Consider the following 14,967-nt stretch of genomic DNA (forward strand, 5'->3'; position numbering starts at 1 on the left):
TCACGCTCCTCCTGCGATCATTTCCTTCAGAATGGCGGCAAGCCTCTTGCCACCCACGGGAGCCATATCCTTGGTTTCTTCATGGCTCAGTTCCGCGCCGGTCATGCCGGCACCGTAATTGGTAATAACCGATGCGGCAGCAACGCGCATCCCGAAAAAGCGCGCAAGGATGACTTCCGGCACGGTGGACATGCCAACTGCATCCGCTCCCAGCAGCCGCGCCATGCGGATTTCCGCCGGCGTTTCGAAGCTCGGGCCGGAAAACCACATATAGACGCCGCCGAACAAAGGCACCGTAGCGCGGATGGCGGCGTTGCGCATGGCAAGCATCAGATCGGGATCGTAAGCGGTGGTCATGCCGACGAAGCGGCGGTCGCTTTCCTCGCCGATCAGCGGGTTCATGCCGGAATAGTTGATGTGATCGGTGACCTGCATGACCGAGCCGGGCGGCATATCCTGCCTGACCGAACCTGCCGAATTGGTGAGGATGAGCGACTGCACGCCAAGACCGGCCAGCGCCCCGATGATCGCGCGCATGGCGGACGGATCGCCCTTTTCGTAATAATGCACCCGGCCGGAGAGCATCATGACCGGCTCACCACCAAGATAGCCCGCCACCAGCTCGCCCGCATGGCCGGAAACGCCGCTCGCAGGAAAACCGGGAAGTTCGGCATAGGGCACCCGGATCGGGTCGCTGACGTCTTCCACCAGCGAACCGAGGCCCGAGCCGAGGACGATGGCGACGCGCGGCATCAGGCCGTTCAGGCGCTCCACCAGAATATCGATCAGCATATCCGGCATCAGGGCAGCTCTGTCTTGAAGCTGAAGGGCAAAAGCTCTTCCATGGTCATGACCTTCTGCACGCCGGTTTCGTCGCAGAGATAGACTTTCGTATCCGGCGTGGCGAATTCGGCGATCTTCTGCCGGCAGCCGCCGCAGGGTGGGCAAAGAGCAAGCTTTTCGGCGATGACGGCGATTTCGCTGATCTTCTTCGCCCCACCCATGATCATGGCGCTGATGGCGGAAGGTTCAGCGCACCAGCCCTGCGGGAAGGAGAGGTTCTCGATATTGGCGCCCTTGTAAATCTTGCCGTCTTCAGCGCGGATCGCCGCACCGACCGGAAATTTCGAATAGGGCGCATGGGCAAAGGCCATGGCCTCCACCGCCGCCTCGAAAAGGGCATGGGACATCGGATCTCGGGACATGGATTTAACGCTCCTTCGCATAGGCAACGCCACCGGCCTTGGGGGGCTTGGCGACGCCGATGAAACCGGCAAGCAGGATGCAGGTCAGAATATAGGGCATGGCCTGGAATATCTGCACCGGCACCTCGCCGATACCCGGCACGGATTTGCCCTGCATGAAGTTGGCGAAGGCATCCAGAAAACCGAAGAGCAGGCAGGCCAACATGACCGGCACCGGCTTCCATTTGGCAAAAATCAGTGCCGCGAGCGCAATATAGCCCTTGCCGGCCGACATATTGGCGATGAAGGCCGCCGACTGCGCCACGGCGAGATAGGCGCCCGAAAAACCGCAGAGGAAGCCGGCGACGATGACGGCGCGGAAACGCATCCATGTCACCGAAATGCCGGCCGTATCCACCGCGCCCGGATTTTCACCGACAGCGCGCAGACGCAGGCCGAAACGGGTACGGTAAAGCACCCACCAGGAGAGCGGCACCGCCAGAAAGGCGAGATAGGTGAGGATATTGTTGCCGGAAATGACATTGGCATAGAGCGGGCCGATGAAGGGCACCTCGCGCATCGCATCCGCACCCGGCAGGATGATCGGCGCAAAGCGGCCCTCGGACGGCAATTGCGGCGTGCGGCCGCCTTGCCCGAACCAGGCCTGCCCCAGAACCACCGTCAGGCCGGCGGCGATGAAGTTCAGCGCCACGCCCGACACGATCTGGTTGCCGCGATTGGTGATGACGGCGAAACCATGGATCAGCGAGAAGAGGATGGAGACGGTGATGCCCGCCAGCAGACCGGCCCATGGATCTGCCGTGAGATAGGCGACGCAGGCGGAAGCGAAGGCCGCCGCCAGCATCTTGCCTTCAAGGCCGATATCGAACACGCCAGCGCGTTCGGAAAAAAGCCCGGCAAGTGCGGTGAAGAGAAGCGGGATGGTGAGGCGGACGGTCGAGCCGAGGATGCTGACCAGCATATCGAAGAAATCCATATCAGCTCACCCCTTTGCCAAATGCTGGTAGATGCGGACGACCGCCGGCCGGTACATATATTCCAGCGCGCCGGCGAAGAGGATCACCAGACCCTGAATGACCACGATCATTTCGCGGGTAATGTTCGGCATCTCGAAGGAAAGATCCGCACCGCCCTGATAGAGAATGCCGAACAGCAATGCCGCGAAGATGATGCCAAGCGGATGGCTTCGCCCCATCAGCGACACGGCAATGCCGACGAAGCCAGCACCGCCGACGAATTCCACCTGCAGGCGGGCGGAAGCGCCCATGACCGGGTTCAGCGCCATCATGCCCGCCAGACCGCCCGAAATGAGCATGGCGATGATGACGGTGCGTGCATAGGGAATGCCGGCATAGATGGCGGCTGAGGGACTGATGCCGAGCGTGCGCATCTCATAACCGAGCTTGGTGCGCCAGATGAGCACCCAGACGAGGAAACACATGACCAGTGCGATGATGAAGGAGACGTTGAACGGCGCCGGCCCGAGCTTAAGGCCGAACAGCGCCATCAACCAGTCGAGCTTCGGCAATTGCCCGCCCGGCAGAAAGGTGCGCGTTTCCGGCGCCATCTTGCCCGGCACGATCAGCACATTCACCAGCAGATAGACCATCAGCGCAGCCGCGATGAAGTTGAACATGATGGTGGTGATGACGACGTGGCTGCCGCGTTTTGCCTGCAGCCAGGCCGGAATGAAAGCCCAGGCCGCGCCAAAAAGCGCGGCACCGATGACGGCGAAAGGCATCGTCACATACCACGGCACGTAACGGTCGAGCGCCAGCGCCACCAGCGCGGCACCCAGACCGCCAATATAGGCCTGACCTTCCGAGCCGATGTTGAACAGGCCGGCATGGAAGGCCACGGCGACGGAAAGGCCGGTGAAGATGAAGCTCGTCGTGTAGAAGAGCGTGAAGCCGATGGCGTCGCCACGGCCAAGCGCACCTTCGATGAGCAGGCGGAGCGCCGCCAGCGGGCTTTCACCGATCGACCAGACAACGAGGCCGGAAATCAGAAAGGCGGTGACGACGTTCAAAAACGGCAACAGGCCGTAGCTGATCCAGTTTGGTAGGGGTACGGAAGCGGTGCTCATTCATGCCTCATGCGGCGATGCCGGCCATCATCAGGCCCAGCGTCTGTTCTTCGGCTTCCGCCGTTTTTTCTCCAACGACACGGCCGGCGAACATGACCATGATCCGGTCCGAAAGGGAACGGATTTCATCGAGTTCGACCGAAACCAGCAAAATCGCCTTACCAGCATCGCGCATTTCGATGATGCGGCGATGGATGAATTCGATGGCGCCGATATCCACGCCGCGTGTCGGCTGGCCGATGATCAGCATCTTCGGGTCACGCTCGATTTCGCGGGCGACGACGATCTTCTGCTGATTGCCGCCGGAAAAATTGGCGGTCTTCAGCTGCGGGTTCGGCGGGCGGATATCGTATTTCTCGATCTTTTCGACCGCATCCTTGCGGATGGCCTCGGGATTGAGGAAAGGTCCTTTGCCGTATCGCTCATCATGGTGATAGCCGAGGATTGAGTTTTCATATTCCTCGAATTTCAGCACCAGCCCCATATGGTGGCGGTCTTCCGGAATATGCGCGAGGCCGAGCCTGCGCAGAATGGCCGGATCGGGGCGGTCCACCTTCTGGCCATCCACCCATATCTCGCCCGAATGGGGCTTGCGGATACCGGCGATGGCTTCGAGCAGCTCCGACTGGCCATTACCCGCCACGCCGGCAATGCCGACGATTTCACCGGCGCGGACATCGAGCGAGACATCGTCCACCATGGTGACGCCGCGACTGTCCTTGACAGTGAGACTGCGGATGGAGAGCAGAACATCGCCCGGTGTCGTCTCGCCCTTTTCCACCCTGAGCAGCACGCGGCGGCCAACCATCAGCTCGGCCAGTTCCTCGACGCTGGTTTCGGAAGTTTTGCGGGTTGCGACCATTTCACCGCGGCGCATGACGGAGACGGAATCCGTGATCGCCATGATTTCGCGCAGCTTGTGGGTGATGAGGATGACGGTCTTGCCCTGCTCGCGCAGGACGCCGAGAATCTTGAAAAGGTGATCGGCCTCGGCCGGTGTCAGAACGCCGGTCGGCTCATCGAGGATCAGGATTTCGGCGCCACGATACATGGCCTTGAGGATTTCGACGCGCTGCTGCAGACCAACAGGCAGTTCTTCGATGACAGCATCCGGATCGACTTCCAGACCGTAATCGTCCTCGAGGCGCTGCAATTCCTTGCGGGCCGCCGCCCGGCCCTTGGCGAGCGATGCGCCGCCTTCCGCGCCGAGCATGACGTTTTCCAGCACGGTGAAATTTTCCACCAGCATGAAGTGCTGATGCACCATGCCGATGCCGGCATTGATGGCCGTCTGGCTGTCACGGATCGCGACGGGCGTGCCATTCACCCGGATTTCACCGGCATCCGCCTGGTAAAAGCCGTAGAGGATCGACATCAGGGTCGACTTCCCGGCACCGTTTTCCCCGATAATGCCGTGGATCGTGCCCTTGGCGACAGTCAGATTGATATTCTTGTTGGCGTGAACGGCACCGAATTTCTTGTCGATGCCCACCAGTTCGATTGCAGGGTCCATACTCAAACCGAAACCTCTCCGAAGGCTGGATATGAAAAGGGCGCAAGATGAAAAACATCATGCGCCCCCGTTACATATCATATCATTTCGGGCAGGAATTATCCGCCATATAGTCATGAACCTTGACGGCGCCGGAGATGATATCGGCCTTCGCCTTGTCCACGGCGGCGGTCATTTCCGGCGTGATCAGGGCCTTGTTATTGTCGTCGACCGCGTAGGCGACGCCATCTTCCTTGACGCCGAGGGCAACGATGCCGGGGGTGAACTTGTCGTCCTTGGCATCCTTGTAGGCATTGTAGACGGCCAGATCGACGCGCTTGACCATGGAGGTCAGAACCGAACCCGGATGCAGGTGGTTCTGGTTGGAATCGACGCCGATCGAGAACTTCTTGTTGTCGGCGGCAGTCTGCAGCACACCGATACCGGTCGCACCGGCTGCCGCGTAAATCACGTCCGCACCCTGGTCGATCTGGTTCTTGGTGAGTTCGCCGCCGCGCACCGGATCGTTCCAGGCAGCACCCGTGGTGCCGGTCATGTTCTGGAAGACTTCGATCTTGTCGTTGGCAGCCTTGGCGCCCTGCGCATAACCACAGGCGAACTTACGGATCAGCGGAATATCCATGCCGCCGATGAAGCCGACCTTGCCGGTCTTGGAGGCCATGCCGGCTAGAAGACCGACGAGATAGGAGCCTTCGTGCTCCTTGTAGACGACGGAGCGGACATTCGGCAGCTCGACGACGGAATCGACGATGACGAACTTGGTGTCAGGGAATTCGGCTGCGACCTTTTCCATGGCCGAGGTCCAGGCGAAGGAAACGGCGACGACCGGGTTGAAGCCCTTGCTCGCAAAGTTGCGGATGGCCTGTTCGCCCTGCGTGTCGCTGGTCGGCTCGAAATCGCGGAACTCGATGCCCGTTTCTGCCTTGAACTTTTCAGCGCCGGCCGCAGCGGCTTCGTTGAACGATTTGTCGAACTTGCCGCCCGTGCCATAGACCAGCGCCGGCTTGATATCGGCGGCGAGCGCGGAAGCCGACATTGCGGCGAGCGCAAAAAGCGTCAGAAGGGATTTTTTCATTGTGCAGCCCTGTTGTTGCAATTGATATTTTAAGGGTCCTCCCGCAATCCCGTTGACCGGGAATGTCTGCGGAACCGCCAGCCGTTTTCCCGGCTGTGCTTGCCTCATATCCTTGCATGGCTCAATGAAAAATTCATCCGGTTTTTTTGACCCGGTGGAAAAACTTTATTCTGGCGCTTTTTTGGTCTTTCCACCGGGGCGACCTGCAAAAAATCTAGTCGATATTGCAGCTTACGCCGGTTCCCCTCAGGCCGCAGTAACCGCCCGGGTTCTTGGCAAGATATTGCTGATGGTAGTCTTCAGCGTAATAAAACTTTTCAAGCGGCCCGATCTCGGTGGTGATGGCGCTGCCATGGCCGGCCTCGTCCAAAGCCTGTTGAAAAGCATCGCTCGCCTTCTGCGCCTGCTGCAACTGCCCTTCCGTCGTCGCGTAAATGGCGGAACGGTAGGTCGTGCCGACATCGTTGCCCTGCCGCATTCCTTGCGTCGGATCATGCTCCTCGAAGAATATCTTCAGCAGACCCGAGAGCGAGATAACCGCCGGATCGTAGACAACCTTGACCACTTCGGCGTGGCCCGTCTGGCCCGTCGTCGTCTCCTGATAGGTGGGGTTGCGGGTGAAGCCGCCGGCATAACCCACCGCCGTCACCCACACACCCGGCGTTTTCCAGAACAATCGTTCCGCGCCCCAGAAGCAGCCCATGCCGAGATAGATGGTTTCAAGTCCGTCAGGATAAGGCCCCTTCAAGGGCCGGCCATTGACGAAATGGGCTTCCGGCACCGCAAGCGCCTCTTCACGGCCGGGCAAGGCGGTTTCTTCGGTCGGCATCGTCGTTTTTTTTGAAAGCGTATCGAACAGGAACATTCGGTCCTCCATGCGGCCAGTTCCGCCGCTTCTCATGGTTCACATCTGCGGGCGCGTCCAACTCAACAGACAAAAGTCAGGCCGATAAACGCCTCATCGCCTTGTGTTTCCTGTAACCCGCCATCCAGCAGAGCAGGGAAAGCGCCAGGGAAACGGCAAATGCGGGCACCGCCGACAGGGCATTCTCAATGAAGCGCCACGCTTCAGGGTGAATATAGTGAGCCATGGCCGCTTCCACCATGGTGCGGGAAGCAGGAAGAAGATAGTTCCAGACGGACAGGATGCCGGTGATGTTGACCGAGGATGTGGAAACCGAGCGGATCGAATCGAGCACGCCCAGAAAAACCGCCGCAACGAGGAAAAGAAAGCTCAAAAACCGCAAAAAAGCTTTCATCAGGGACACCTCGCTTACGATCTGCCGGTCAGACAGCCATATTTTGAAACTTATAATGCATCGATAAAGGCGGGAAAACCGCTTTGCAATCGCATCGGAACGCAGGAAATTGCCGACATTTCAAAAAACTGTCAGATTCGTGTTGATCCCTGCGAATTCATCGGTATATATCGCGCCGTTCCAGTGATTTGCATTCTTCAAAACATGCAGATTTGAAAAAGGACAGGTGGCCGAGTGGTTTAAGGCGCACGCCTGGAACGCGTGTGTGCGTGAAAGCGTACCGTGGGTTCGAATCCCACCCTGTCCGCCATTTCACCCCACCCCGATGCCGTTAAAAGCAAACCTCACCGGTTCGCCCACCGCGATGCCGACCGACGGCGCCGCGTAGCACACAAGTCGCGTTTTCCCGCTTCCGCAAGCCGTGATGGCTATGCTTCTGCACAGACAGGGGTTTCTTGCGCTTTTTTGCTGCGCTTCCCCCTCTCTTGCGCCTTGCAGCAGGAAAAATCGCTCCTTATATACGCCGCAGAACTGCAGCGAATACTGCAAATCCAAGTCAAGGAGCTGCCACAAGAATGCCTCACGGGGTTCCGACAGCTCGCTTCAAGGAGAGAAGAGCATGGCAAAAGTAATCGGTATCGACCTTGGCACGACCAATTCCTGCGTTGCAGTGATGGACGGCAAGGACACGAAAGTAATTGAAAACGCGGAAGGCGCGCGCACTACGCCGTCCATGGTGGCATTTTCCGACGATGGCGAACGCCTTGTCGGTCAGCCGGCCAAGCGCCAGGCGGTCACCAACCCGACCAACACCCTGTTTGCGGTCAAGCGCCTTATCGGCCGCCGTTATGAAGACCCGACCGTCGAAAAGGACAAGGCTCTGGTCCCCTTTGAAATCGTCAAGGGTGACAATGGCGACGCATGGGTGAAGGCGCAGGACAAGCCCTATTCCCCTTCGCAGATTTCCGCGATGATCCTTCAGAAGATGAAGGAAACGGCTGAATCCTATCTCGGCGAAAAGGTCGAGAAGGCCGTTATCACGGTTCCTGCCTACTTCAACGACGCCCAGCGTCAGGCAACCAAGGATGCGGGCCGCATTGCCGGTCTGGACGTCCTGCGCATCATCAACGAGCCGACTGCGGCAGCACTCGCTTATGGCCTCGACAAGAAGGACGGCAAGACGATCGCCGTTTACGACCTTGGCGGCGGCACCTTCGATATTTCCGTTCTGGAAATCGGCGACGGCGTCTTCGAAGTGAAGTCCACCAATGGCGATACCTTCCTTGGCGGTGAAGACTTCGACATGCGTCTGGTCGAATATCTGGCCGGTGAGTTCAAGAAGGATCAGGGCATCGACCTGAAGAACGACAAGCTCGCCCTGCAGCGCCTCAAGGAAGCTGCCGAAAAGGCGAAGATCGAACTTTCGTCCTCGCAGCAGACCGAAATCAACCTGCCGTTCATTACGGCCGATGCTTCCGGTCCGAAGCACCTGACGCTGAAGCTGACCCGCGCCAAGTTCGAAAGCCTGGTGGACGATCTGGTGCAGCGCACCGTCGCGCCGTGCAAGGCAGCACTCAAGGATGCCGGCGTTTCCGCTTCCGAGATCGATGAAGTCGTTCTCGTCGGTGGCATGAGCCGCATGCCGAAGGTGCAGGAAGTCGTCAAGCAGCTGTTCGGCAAGGAGCCGCACAAGGGCGTGAACCCGGATGAAGTGGTCGCCATGGGCGCTGCCATCCAGGCCGGCGTTCTGCAGGGCGACGTCAAGGACGTTCTGCTGCTCGACGTGACTCCGCTGTCGCTCGGCATCGAAACGCTCGGTGGCGTCTTCACCCGTCTGATCGATCGCAACACGACGATCCCGACAAAGAAGAGCCAGACCTTCTCGACCGCCGAAGACAACCAGTCGGCCGTGACCATCCGCGTCTCGCAGGGCGAGCGTGAAATGGCGCAGGACAACAAGCTGCTCGGCCAGTTCGACCTCGTCGGTCTGCCGCCGGCACCGCGTGGCGTTCCGCAGATCGAAGTAACCTTCGATATCGACGCCAACGGCATCGTGCAGGTTTCGGCGAAAGACAAGGGCACCGGCAAGGAACAGCAGATCCGCATCCAGGCTTCCGGCGGTCTCTCCGACGCCGACATCGAGAAGATGGTGAAGGACGCCGAAGCCAATGCCGAAGCCGACAAGAAGCGTCGTGCGGGTGTGGAAGCCAAGAACCAGGCCGAAAGCCTCATCCATTCCACCGAGAAGTCGGTGAAGGAATATGGCGACAAGGTTTCCGAGACCGACCGCAAGGCTATCGAAGACGCCATTGCCAGCCTGAAGACCGCCGTCGAAGCCGCTGAGCCGGATGCAGACGACATTCAGGCCAAGACCCAGACCCTCATGGAAGTTTCCATGAAGCTCGGTCAGGCCATCTACGAAGCGCAGCAGGCCGAGGCCGGCGATGCTTCCGCAGAAGGCAAGGACGACGTCGTCGACGCCGACTATGAGGAAATCAAGGACGACAAGAAGTCCGCCTAATCGCGTGACCTCCCGTCTCCTGAAAACATATGCAAGACATCCGGCTGCCGACGTGCAGCCGGAAATCCATTTGCGGGGCTTGTTAACTTAATGGCGAAAGCAGACTTTTACGAAACACTTGGCGTCAGCAAGACCGCGGACGAAAAAGAGCTGAAAAGCGCCTTCCGCAAACTCGCGATGAAATACCATCCGGACAAGAACCCGGACGATGCCGATTCCGAACGGAAATTCAAGGAAATCAACGAAGCCTATGAAACGCTGAAGGACCCGCAGAAGCGCGCGGCCTATGACCGTTTCGGCCACGCCGCATTTGAAAATGGCGGCATGGGCGGCGGTGGCGGCTTTGGCGGCGGCGGTTTCGCCAATGGCGGCTTCTCGGATATTTTCGAAGACATCTTCGGCGAGATGATGGGCGGCGGCCGTGCGCGCCGTTCTTCCGGCGGACGTGAGCGCGGCGCCGACCTTCGCTACAACATGGAAATCACGCTGGAAGAGGCCTTCACCGGCAAGACAGCGCAGATCAGGGTCCCGACCTCGATCACCTGCGATGTCTGTTCCGGCTCGGGTGCAAAGCCCGGCACGCAGCCGAAGACCTGCGCCACCTGTCAGGGTTCCGGCCGCGTGCGCGCGGCGCAGGGCTTCTTCTCGGTGGAACGCACCTGCCCCACCTGCCATGGTCGCGGGCAGACGATCTCCGACCCCTGCGGCAAGTGCCACGGTCAGGGCCGTGTAACGGAAGAGCGTTCGCTTTCCGTCAACATTCCCTCGGGCATCGAGGACGGCACCCGCATTCGCCTGCAGGGCGAAGGCGAGGCCGGCATGCGTGGCGGCCCGGCGGGCGATCTCTACATCTTCCTGTCCGTGCGTCCGCATGAATTCTTCCAGCGCGACGGCGCCGACCTTTATTGCACCGTGCCGATCTCCATGACGACGGCAGCACTTGGCGGCACTTTCGATGTCACGACGCTCGACGGCACCAAGTCGCGCGTTACGGTTCCGGAAGGAACCCAGCCGGGCAAGCAGTTCCGTCTGAAGGGTAAGGGCATGCCGGTGCTGCGTTCGGCGCAGACGGGCGACCTCTATATCCAGATCCAGATCGAAACGCCGCAGAAACTCAGCAAGCGTCAGCGCGAGCTGTTGCAGGAGTTCGAGCAGCTCTCCTCCAAGGAGAACAATCCGGAATCCACGGGCTTCTTCGCCCGGATGAAAGAATTCTTCGACGGCTGATTGTCGCCGCCCCATGCTTTGAGAACGCCGCCCTCCTTCGGGACTGGCGGCGTTTTCATTTCGGGCTCAGCCGGAAAAGCCACCTTCATCAAGATACTGCCGTTCCTCCGGCGTCGTTTCCCGCAGCAATATGTCATTGCGATGCGGAAAGCGGCCGAAACGTTCGACGATATCCCGATGCTCTTCGGCGTGATGAAGATAAAGCCCGCCAAGCGGCTGGTTCAGGTCGCAGGCACGCCGCTGGGCGGCGATATCCTCCGCATGGGAAAAGGGCAGGTAGAAGAAGACGCGTAAATCCTCGCCCACCGCCTGGTCATGCCCGCGGCGGATGGCCTCGTCGGCAAAGAGCCGCGCCAGCGGGTCGGTGGCGTACATGTGAGCGGTGCCGCGAAAGCAGTTGCGCGGAAACTGATCCAGCAGAAGCATCAGCGCGAGACTGCTTTCCGCACCCTCCAGCCAGTCGTCCAGCTCACGCCGAGCTGCTGCAAAATGGGCATCGCGGAAACGATCATGAAAATGACTGTCAAAGGCCGCGTCCTTGTCGAACCACTTGTCCGGTCCGGCCTTCTTCCAGAAATCGACGATATCGGCGGCCAGCGCGGCGGTTTCGTTTTTCATTGGCTCTTCCCTGTCAATAATGCGGCGGTCGAGTAATCGCGGGCGCGTCCAGCGATTGCTCCTCCAGGCTCAGGAACCTCTCCGTCAGGCGGTCGAGCTTGGCGCGGGTCTGCTCCACCACCTTCCATTGTTCCGCCAGCTGATCGGACAGCTCCTCTATCACCTTCGCCTGATGCGCGGCCGTTTCCTCGAGCGCAATGATCCGTTTTTCGGTTTCCGACGTCATATCGACCTCTCTTTCCAGCCCTTCCTTGGGCCTAAAAGCGCCTGAGTCAACCATATGTCGCTTTGGTGAAGCGAATTCGTCACGGCGATCCAGAAACGGAAAAAGCCGGCGATGTTTCCATCGCCGGCATCCGAGTTCTTGGCTTTCCTCAGTCTTCTTCTACGAAAACCTCCTCACGCTTCTTCTTCACGCTGGGCAGGAAGACGACGATCAGCACGGCCAGAGCAATGAAAAGCAGGGTGGCGCTGATCGGCCGGGTGACGAAGGTGGTCGGATCGCCGCGCGACAGGATCATGGCGCGGCGCAGGTTCTCCTCCAGCAGCGGCCCAAGCACGAAGCCCAGGAGCAGCGGCGCCGGCTCGCAGCGCAGTTTCACCAGCACGTAACCGATGAAGCCGAAGAAGGCGACGGCATAGAGATCGAAGACATTGGAATTGACGCTGTAGACCCCGATGGCGCAGAAGGCCATGATGATGGGGAACAGCACATAATAGGGCACCGTCAGAAGCTTTACCCATAGCCCGATCAGCGGCAGGTTCAGGATGACGAGCATCAGGTTGCCGATCCACATGGAGGCGATGATGCCCCAGAACAGCGCCGGCTGTTCGGTTGCGACGTTCGGACCCGGCACGATACCCTGAATGATCATCGCGCCGATCATCAGCGCCATCACCGGATTGGCGGGAATACCGAGCGTGAGCAGCGGGATGAAGGAGGTCTGGGCGCCGGCATTGTTGGCGGATTCCGGACCGGCCACGCCGGCAACCGCGCCATGCCCGAATTCTTCCGGGTTCTTGGAGACGCGTTTTTCCACCGTATAGGAAGCGAAGGCCGCGAGGATCGCGCCGCCGCCCGGAAGAATGCCGAGAGCGGAACCGATGACCGTGCCGCGCAGCACCGGCGCGATCATTTTCCTGAAATCCTCGCGTGTCGGCATCAGCCCGCTGACCTTGGCGATCAGCACCGAACGGGTGCGCTCATTTTCGAGATTGCGCAGGATTTCGGCGATACCGAAGACGCCGACGGCCACGGCCACGAAGTTCAGACCGTCGGCATATTCGCGGATGCCGAGGGTGAAACGCGGTGTGCCGCTATAGATATCGGTGCCGACCAAACCCAGCAGCAGGCCCAGCACGACCATGGCCAGCGCCTTGACGATGGAGCCATGGGCAAGCGCAATGGACGAAACAAGGCCGACGACCATCAGCGAGAAATATTCCGCCGCGCCGAATTCCAGCGCAATCGCCGTCAGAGGCGGAGCGAAGATCGCCACGAGGAAGGTGGAAACCGTGCCGGCGAAGAACGAGCCGATGGCGGCAATGGCGAGGGCAGCCCCCGCCTTGCCCTTGCGCGCCATCTGATACCCGTCGATGGCGGTGACGGCGGAGGAGGATTCGCCGGGCATGTTGATAAGGATTGCGGTGGTGGAACCGCCATATTGCGCGCCGTAATAGATACCGGCGAGCATGATCAGCGAAGAGACTGGCTCCAGCTGGAAGGTGATCGGCAACAGCATGGCGATGGTGGCCGTTGCGCCGATGCCCGGCAACACGCCGATGAGCGTGCCGAGCAGCACACCAATGAGGCAGAAAAACAGGTTTTCCAGCGACGACGCCGTCGAAAAACCGAGTGCGAGATTATTGAACAGCTCCATCACGGCACCTTAAAAGTTAAGCCATGGGCCAAAGCGCTGGAAAGGCAGCCCGAGACCGTAGTTGAACACTGCGACGGAAAAGACCGTGATGGCCGCGGAAATGGCAACGGCCATCAGCGGGCTCATCTTGTGCGAGGCAAAGGCTGCGATGAGGGCGCTGAAAAACAGTGCCGGTACGAAACCAAGTCCCCGGACCGTGAGGCCGAAAAAGATGGGTGCGGGCAGAATGAAAAAAATCCCCCGCCAGGCGATGGCTCCGATGGCGTCTCCCTGCACCCGGGTAGCGCGAAGAAATATGACGCTTCCAAGCAGGATCAAGACGATGGCGAGAACGAGCGGAAAGTAACCCGGCCCCATGCGGAATGTGGTTCCCAAATCAAGCCCGTAGGACTGCAAGGCGAAAAAAGCGCCAAAACCGATGAAAATTGCCCCGCAGGCTGCTTCGGCAGGGTCAATAAAAAACGACTTCATGAAAGATGCCCCTCCACTGCGGCCAGCGACACACCGTTCCGCGCGTTAAAACGACAGCAGAAAACCGGCGGCATAGCGCCGCCGGTCATTCCGTTGCTCATCAGTCGGCGTATTGGCCGGCGGACTCGATGACCGGCTTCCAGCGAGCGATTTCGCTTTCGAGCTTGGCCTTCAGCGCCGCAGGCGTCGCGTCGCTTTCCGGGGAAGGCGTCGTGCCGAGTTCGGCGAACCGGGCCGCGACATTCTTGTCCTTCAGCGCGGCCTGGAGCGACTTGGAGAGCTTTTCATTGATTTCGGCAGGCGTGCCCTTAGGCGTGTAAATGCCGTGCCAGATGCCGACCTCGAGTTTCGGCAGGCCCGCTTCAACGACTGTCGGCACATCAGGCAGCACATCCAGCCGCTTGGCGGTGGTTACGGCGTAAGCCTTCACCGTGCCGCCCTGAATCTGCTTGGTGGTATTGGTGGTCTGGTCGCACATGATGTCAACCTGGCCGCCGAGCAGATCGGTCATGGCCGGGCCCGTGCCCTTGTAAGGGACTGTGACGAGCGGGGTTTCGATGGCGCTCATGAACAGCATACCGCACAGATGCGAGGCGGCGCCGATGCCGGCATTGGCGACGGTGACCTTGTCCTTGTTCGCCTTGGCGTATTCGATCAGACCTTTCAGATCCGTCGTCTCGAGGTTCTTGCGCGACAGGATGGTCATCGGCACTTCGGTGACCAGGCCGACATATTCGAAAGCGTTCAGCGTGTCGTAGGCGAGCTTGCGGTAGAGCGTGGCGCTGGTGGCCATGCCGATATGGTGGAGAAGAACGGTGTAGCCGTCCGGATCGGACGATGCCACACGACCAGCACCCAGCGTGCCGCCTGCGCCGCCGACATTTTCAACGATGATCTGCTGGCCAAGGTCCTTCGACATGGATTCAGCGACAAGGCGCGCAACCGTATCCGTCGGGCCGCCCGCGGCAAAGGGCACGACCATGGTGATGTTGCGCTCTGGATAGTTCTGAGCGGATGCGGACAGCGCAAAAAGGGAAACGGCAGCGGCGGCAGCAAGGCCGGTGACTGTCTTCAGTATTTTCATCGATTCCTCCCGGATGAAAATGTTCGCC

The 14,967-nt window shown here is 59.9% G+C and carries 15 protein-coding genes and 1 tRNA gene; 3 read left to right on the forward strand and 13 right to left on the reverse strand.

Annotation, left to right across the window (positions count from 1 at the left end):
- From I3J13_RS05415 to I3J13_RS05450, 8 genes are all read right to left on the reverse strand, one after another.
- Complete coding sequence (locus tag I3J13_RS05415) at positions 1 to 801, reverse strand: purine-nucleoside phosphorylase (protein WP_196378205.1); 801 nt, start codon at positions 799 to 801, stop codon at positions 1 to 3.
- On the reverse strand, positions 801 to 1,190 hold the full coding sequence (locus tag I3J13_RS05420; protein WP_003524353.1) for a cytidine deaminase: 390 nt from the start codon (positions 1,188 to 1,190) through the stop codon (positions 801 to 803). The genes I3J13_RS05415 and I3J13_RS05420 overlap by 1 nt, the downstream gene beginning before the upstream one ends.
- Before the next feature lie 19 nt (positions 1,191 to 1,209).
- On the reverse strand, positions 1,210 to 2,181 hold the full coding sequence (locus I3J13_RS05425) for an ABC transporter permease (RefSeq protein WP_196378206.1): 972 nt from the start codon (positions 2,179 to 2,181) through the stop codon (positions 1,210 to 1,212).
- Between the two features lie 6 nt (positions 2,182 to 2,187).
- On the reverse strand, positions 2,188 to 3,291 hold the full coding sequence (locus I3J13_RS05430; RefSeq protein ID WP_196378207.1) for an ABC transporter permease: 1,104 nt from the start codon (positions 3,289 to 3,291) through the stop codon (positions 2,188 to 2,190).
- Between the two features lie 7 nt (positions 3,292 to 3,298).
- Positions 3,299 to 4,804 (reverse strand): ABC transporter ATP-binding protein, encoded by a 1,506-nt coding sequence (locus I3J13_RS05435; RefSeq protein WP_196378240.1) that lies wholly within the window; start codon positions 4,802 to 4,804, stop codon positions 3,299 to 3,301.
- An 82-nt stretch (positions 4,805 to 4,886) separates the two neighbouring features.
- Positions 4,887 to 5,879: a BMP family lipoprotein gene (locus I3J13_RS05440; RefSeq protein ID WP_003524348.1), complete on the reverse strand. Its 993-nt coding sequence runs from the start codon at positions 5,877 to 5,879 to the stop codon at positions 4,887 to 4,889.
- Positions 5,880 to 6,093: 214 nt separating this feature from the next.
- A complete protein-coding gene (gene msrA, locus I3J13_RS05445; protein WP_020812546.1) occupies positions 6,094 to 6,744 on the reverse strand; it encodes a peptide-methionine (S)-S-oxide reductase MsrA in 651 nt (216 codons plus the stop codon).
- 76 nt (positions 6,745 to 6,820) lie between these two features.
- Positions 6,821 to 7,138, reverse strand: coding sequence for a hypothetical protein (locus I3J13_RS05450; RefSeq protein ID WP_059758969.1), 318 nt, complete (start codon positions 7,136 to 7,138; stop codon positions 6,821 to 6,823).
- A 220-nt stretch (positions 7,139 to 7,358) separates the two neighbouring features.
- On the opposite strand from I3J13_RS05450, the gene I3J13_RS05455 reads away from it, so the two are divergent.
- From I3J13_RS05455 to dnaJ, 3 genes are all read left to right on the forward strand, one after another.
- Positions 7,359 to 7,448, forward strand: a tRNA-Ser gene (locus I3J13_RS05455).
- A 309-nt stretch (positions 7,449 to 7,757) separates the two neighbouring features.
- Positions 7,758 to 9,659 (forward strand): molecular chaperone DnaK, encoded by a 1,902-nt coding sequence (dnaK, locus tag I3J13_RS05460; RefSeq protein ID WP_003524342.1) that lies wholly within the window; start codon positions 7,758 to 7,760, stop codon positions 9,657 to 9,659.
- A gap of 90 nt (positions 9,660 to 9,749) precedes the next feature.
- Complete coding sequence (gene dnaJ / locus I3J13_RS05465) at positions 9,750 to 10,886, forward strand: molecular chaperone DnaJ (protein WP_004439156.1); 1,137 nt, start codon at positions 9,750 to 9,752, stop codon at positions 10,884 to 10,886.
- Positions 10,887 to 10,952: 66 nt separating this feature from the next.
- Here the strand turns inward: dnaJ and I3J13_RS05470 are convergent, their stop codons facing one another.
- The 5 genes from I3J13_RS05470 to I3J13_RS05490 all read right to left on the reverse strand — a co-directional run bounded on the left by I3J13_RS05470 (position 10,953) and on the right by I3J13_RS05490 (position 14,939).
- Positions 10,953 to 11,504, reverse strand: a complete 552-nt coding sequence (locus I3J13_RS05470) for a DUF924 family protein (RefSeq protein ID WP_196378208.1) — start codon at positions 11,502 to 11,504, stop codon at positions 10,953 to 10,955.
- A gap of 13 nt (positions 11,505 to 11,517) precedes the next feature.
- On the reverse strand, positions 11,518 to 11,730 hold the full coding sequence (locus I3J13_RS05475; protein WP_059759493.1) for a SlyX family protein: 213 nt from the start codon (positions 11,728 to 11,730) through the stop codon (positions 11,518 to 11,520).
- A 148-nt stretch (positions 11,731 to 11,878) separates the two neighbouring features.
- Positions 11,879 to 13,384: a tripartite tricarboxylate transporter permease gene (locus tag I3J13_RS05480; protein ID WP_065654774.1), complete on the reverse strand. Its 1,506-nt coding sequence runs from the start codon at positions 13,382 to 13,384 to the stop codon at positions 11,879 to 11,881.
- Positions 13,385 to 13,393: 9 nt separating this feature from the next.
- Complete coding sequence (locus I3J13_RS05485) at positions 13,394 to 13,855, reverse strand: tripartite tricarboxylate transporter TctB family protein (RefSeq protein WP_065654775.1); 462 nt, start codon at positions 13,853 to 13,855, stop codon at positions 13,394 to 13,396.
- Between the two features lie 100 nt (positions 13,856 to 13,955).
- Positions 13,956 to 14,939: a tripartite tricarboxylate transporter substrate-binding protein gene (locus tag I3J13_RS05490; RefSeq protein WP_065654776.1), complete on the reverse strand. Its 984-nt coding sequence runs from the start codon at positions 14,937 to 14,939 to the stop codon at positions 13,956 to 13,958.
- Positions 14,940 to 14,967: the final 28 nt, after the last annotated feature.

The organism is Agrobacterium leguminum, assembly GCF_015704895.1.
GTDB lineage: Bacteria > Pseudomonadota > Alphaproteobacteria > Rhizobiales > Rhizobiaceae > Agrobacterium > Agrobacterium leguminum.

Coding starts and splice junctions, on each gene's coding strand:
- I3J13_RS05440 (WP_003524348.1), bottom strand. CDS start 5,879: ATGAAAAAATCCCTTCTGACGCTTTTTGCGCTCGCCGCAATGTCGGCT.
- I3J13_RS05430 (WP_196378207.1), bottom strand. CDS start 3,291: ATGAGCACCGCTTCCGTACCCCTACCAAACTGGATCAGCTACGGCCTG.
- I3J13_RS05480 (WP_065654774.1), bottom strand. CDS start 13,384: ATGGAGCTGTTCAATAATCTCGCACTCGGTTTTTCGACGGCGTCGTCG.
- I3J13_RS05435 (WP_196378240.1), bottom strand. CDS start 4,804: ATGGACCCTGCAATCGAACTGGTGGGCATCGACAAGAAATTCGGTGCC.
- dnaJ (WP_004439156.1), top strand. CDS start 9,750: ATGGCGAAAGCAGACTTTTACGAAACACTTGGCGTCAGCAAGACCGCG.
- I3J13_RS05425 (WP_196378206.1), bottom strand. CDS start 2,181: ATGGATTTCTTCGATATGCTGGTCAGCATCCTCGGCTCGACCGTCCGC.
- I3J13_RS05485 (WP_065654775.1), bottom strand. CDS start 13,855: ATGAAGTCGTTTTTTATTGACCCTGCCGAAGCAGCCTGCGGGGCAATT.
- I3J13_RS05470 (WP_196378208.1), bottom strand. CDS start 11,504: ATGAAAAACGAAACCGCCGCGCTGGCCGCCGATATCGTCGATTTCTGG.
- I3J13_RS05475 (WP_059759493.1), bottom strand. CDS start 11,730: ATGACGTCGGAAACCGAAAAACGGATCATTGCGCTCGAGGAAACGGCC.
- I3J13_RS05490 (WP_065654776.1), bottom strand. CDS start 14,939: ATGAAAATACTGAAGACAGTCACCGGCCTTGCTGCCGCCGCTGCCGTT.
- msrA (WP_020812546.1), bottom strand. CDS start 6,744: ATGTTCCTGTTCGATACGCTTTCAAAAAAAACGACGATGCCGACCGAA.
- I3J13_RS05450 (WP_059758969.1), bottom strand. CDS start 7,138: ATGAAAGCTTTTTTGCGGTTTTTGAGCTTTCTTTTCCTCGTTGCGGCG.
- dnaK (WP_003524342.1), top strand. CDS start 7,758: ATGGCAAAAGTAATCGGTATCGACCTTGGCACGACCAATTCCTGCGTT.
- I3J13_RS05420 (WP_003524353.1), bottom strand. CDS start 1,190: ATGTCCCATGCCCTTTTCGAGGCGGCGGTGGAGGCCATGGCCTTTGCC.
- I3J13_RS05415 (WP_196378205.1), bottom strand. CDS start 801: ATGCCGGATATGCTGATCGATATTCTGGTGGAGCGCCTGAACGGCCTG.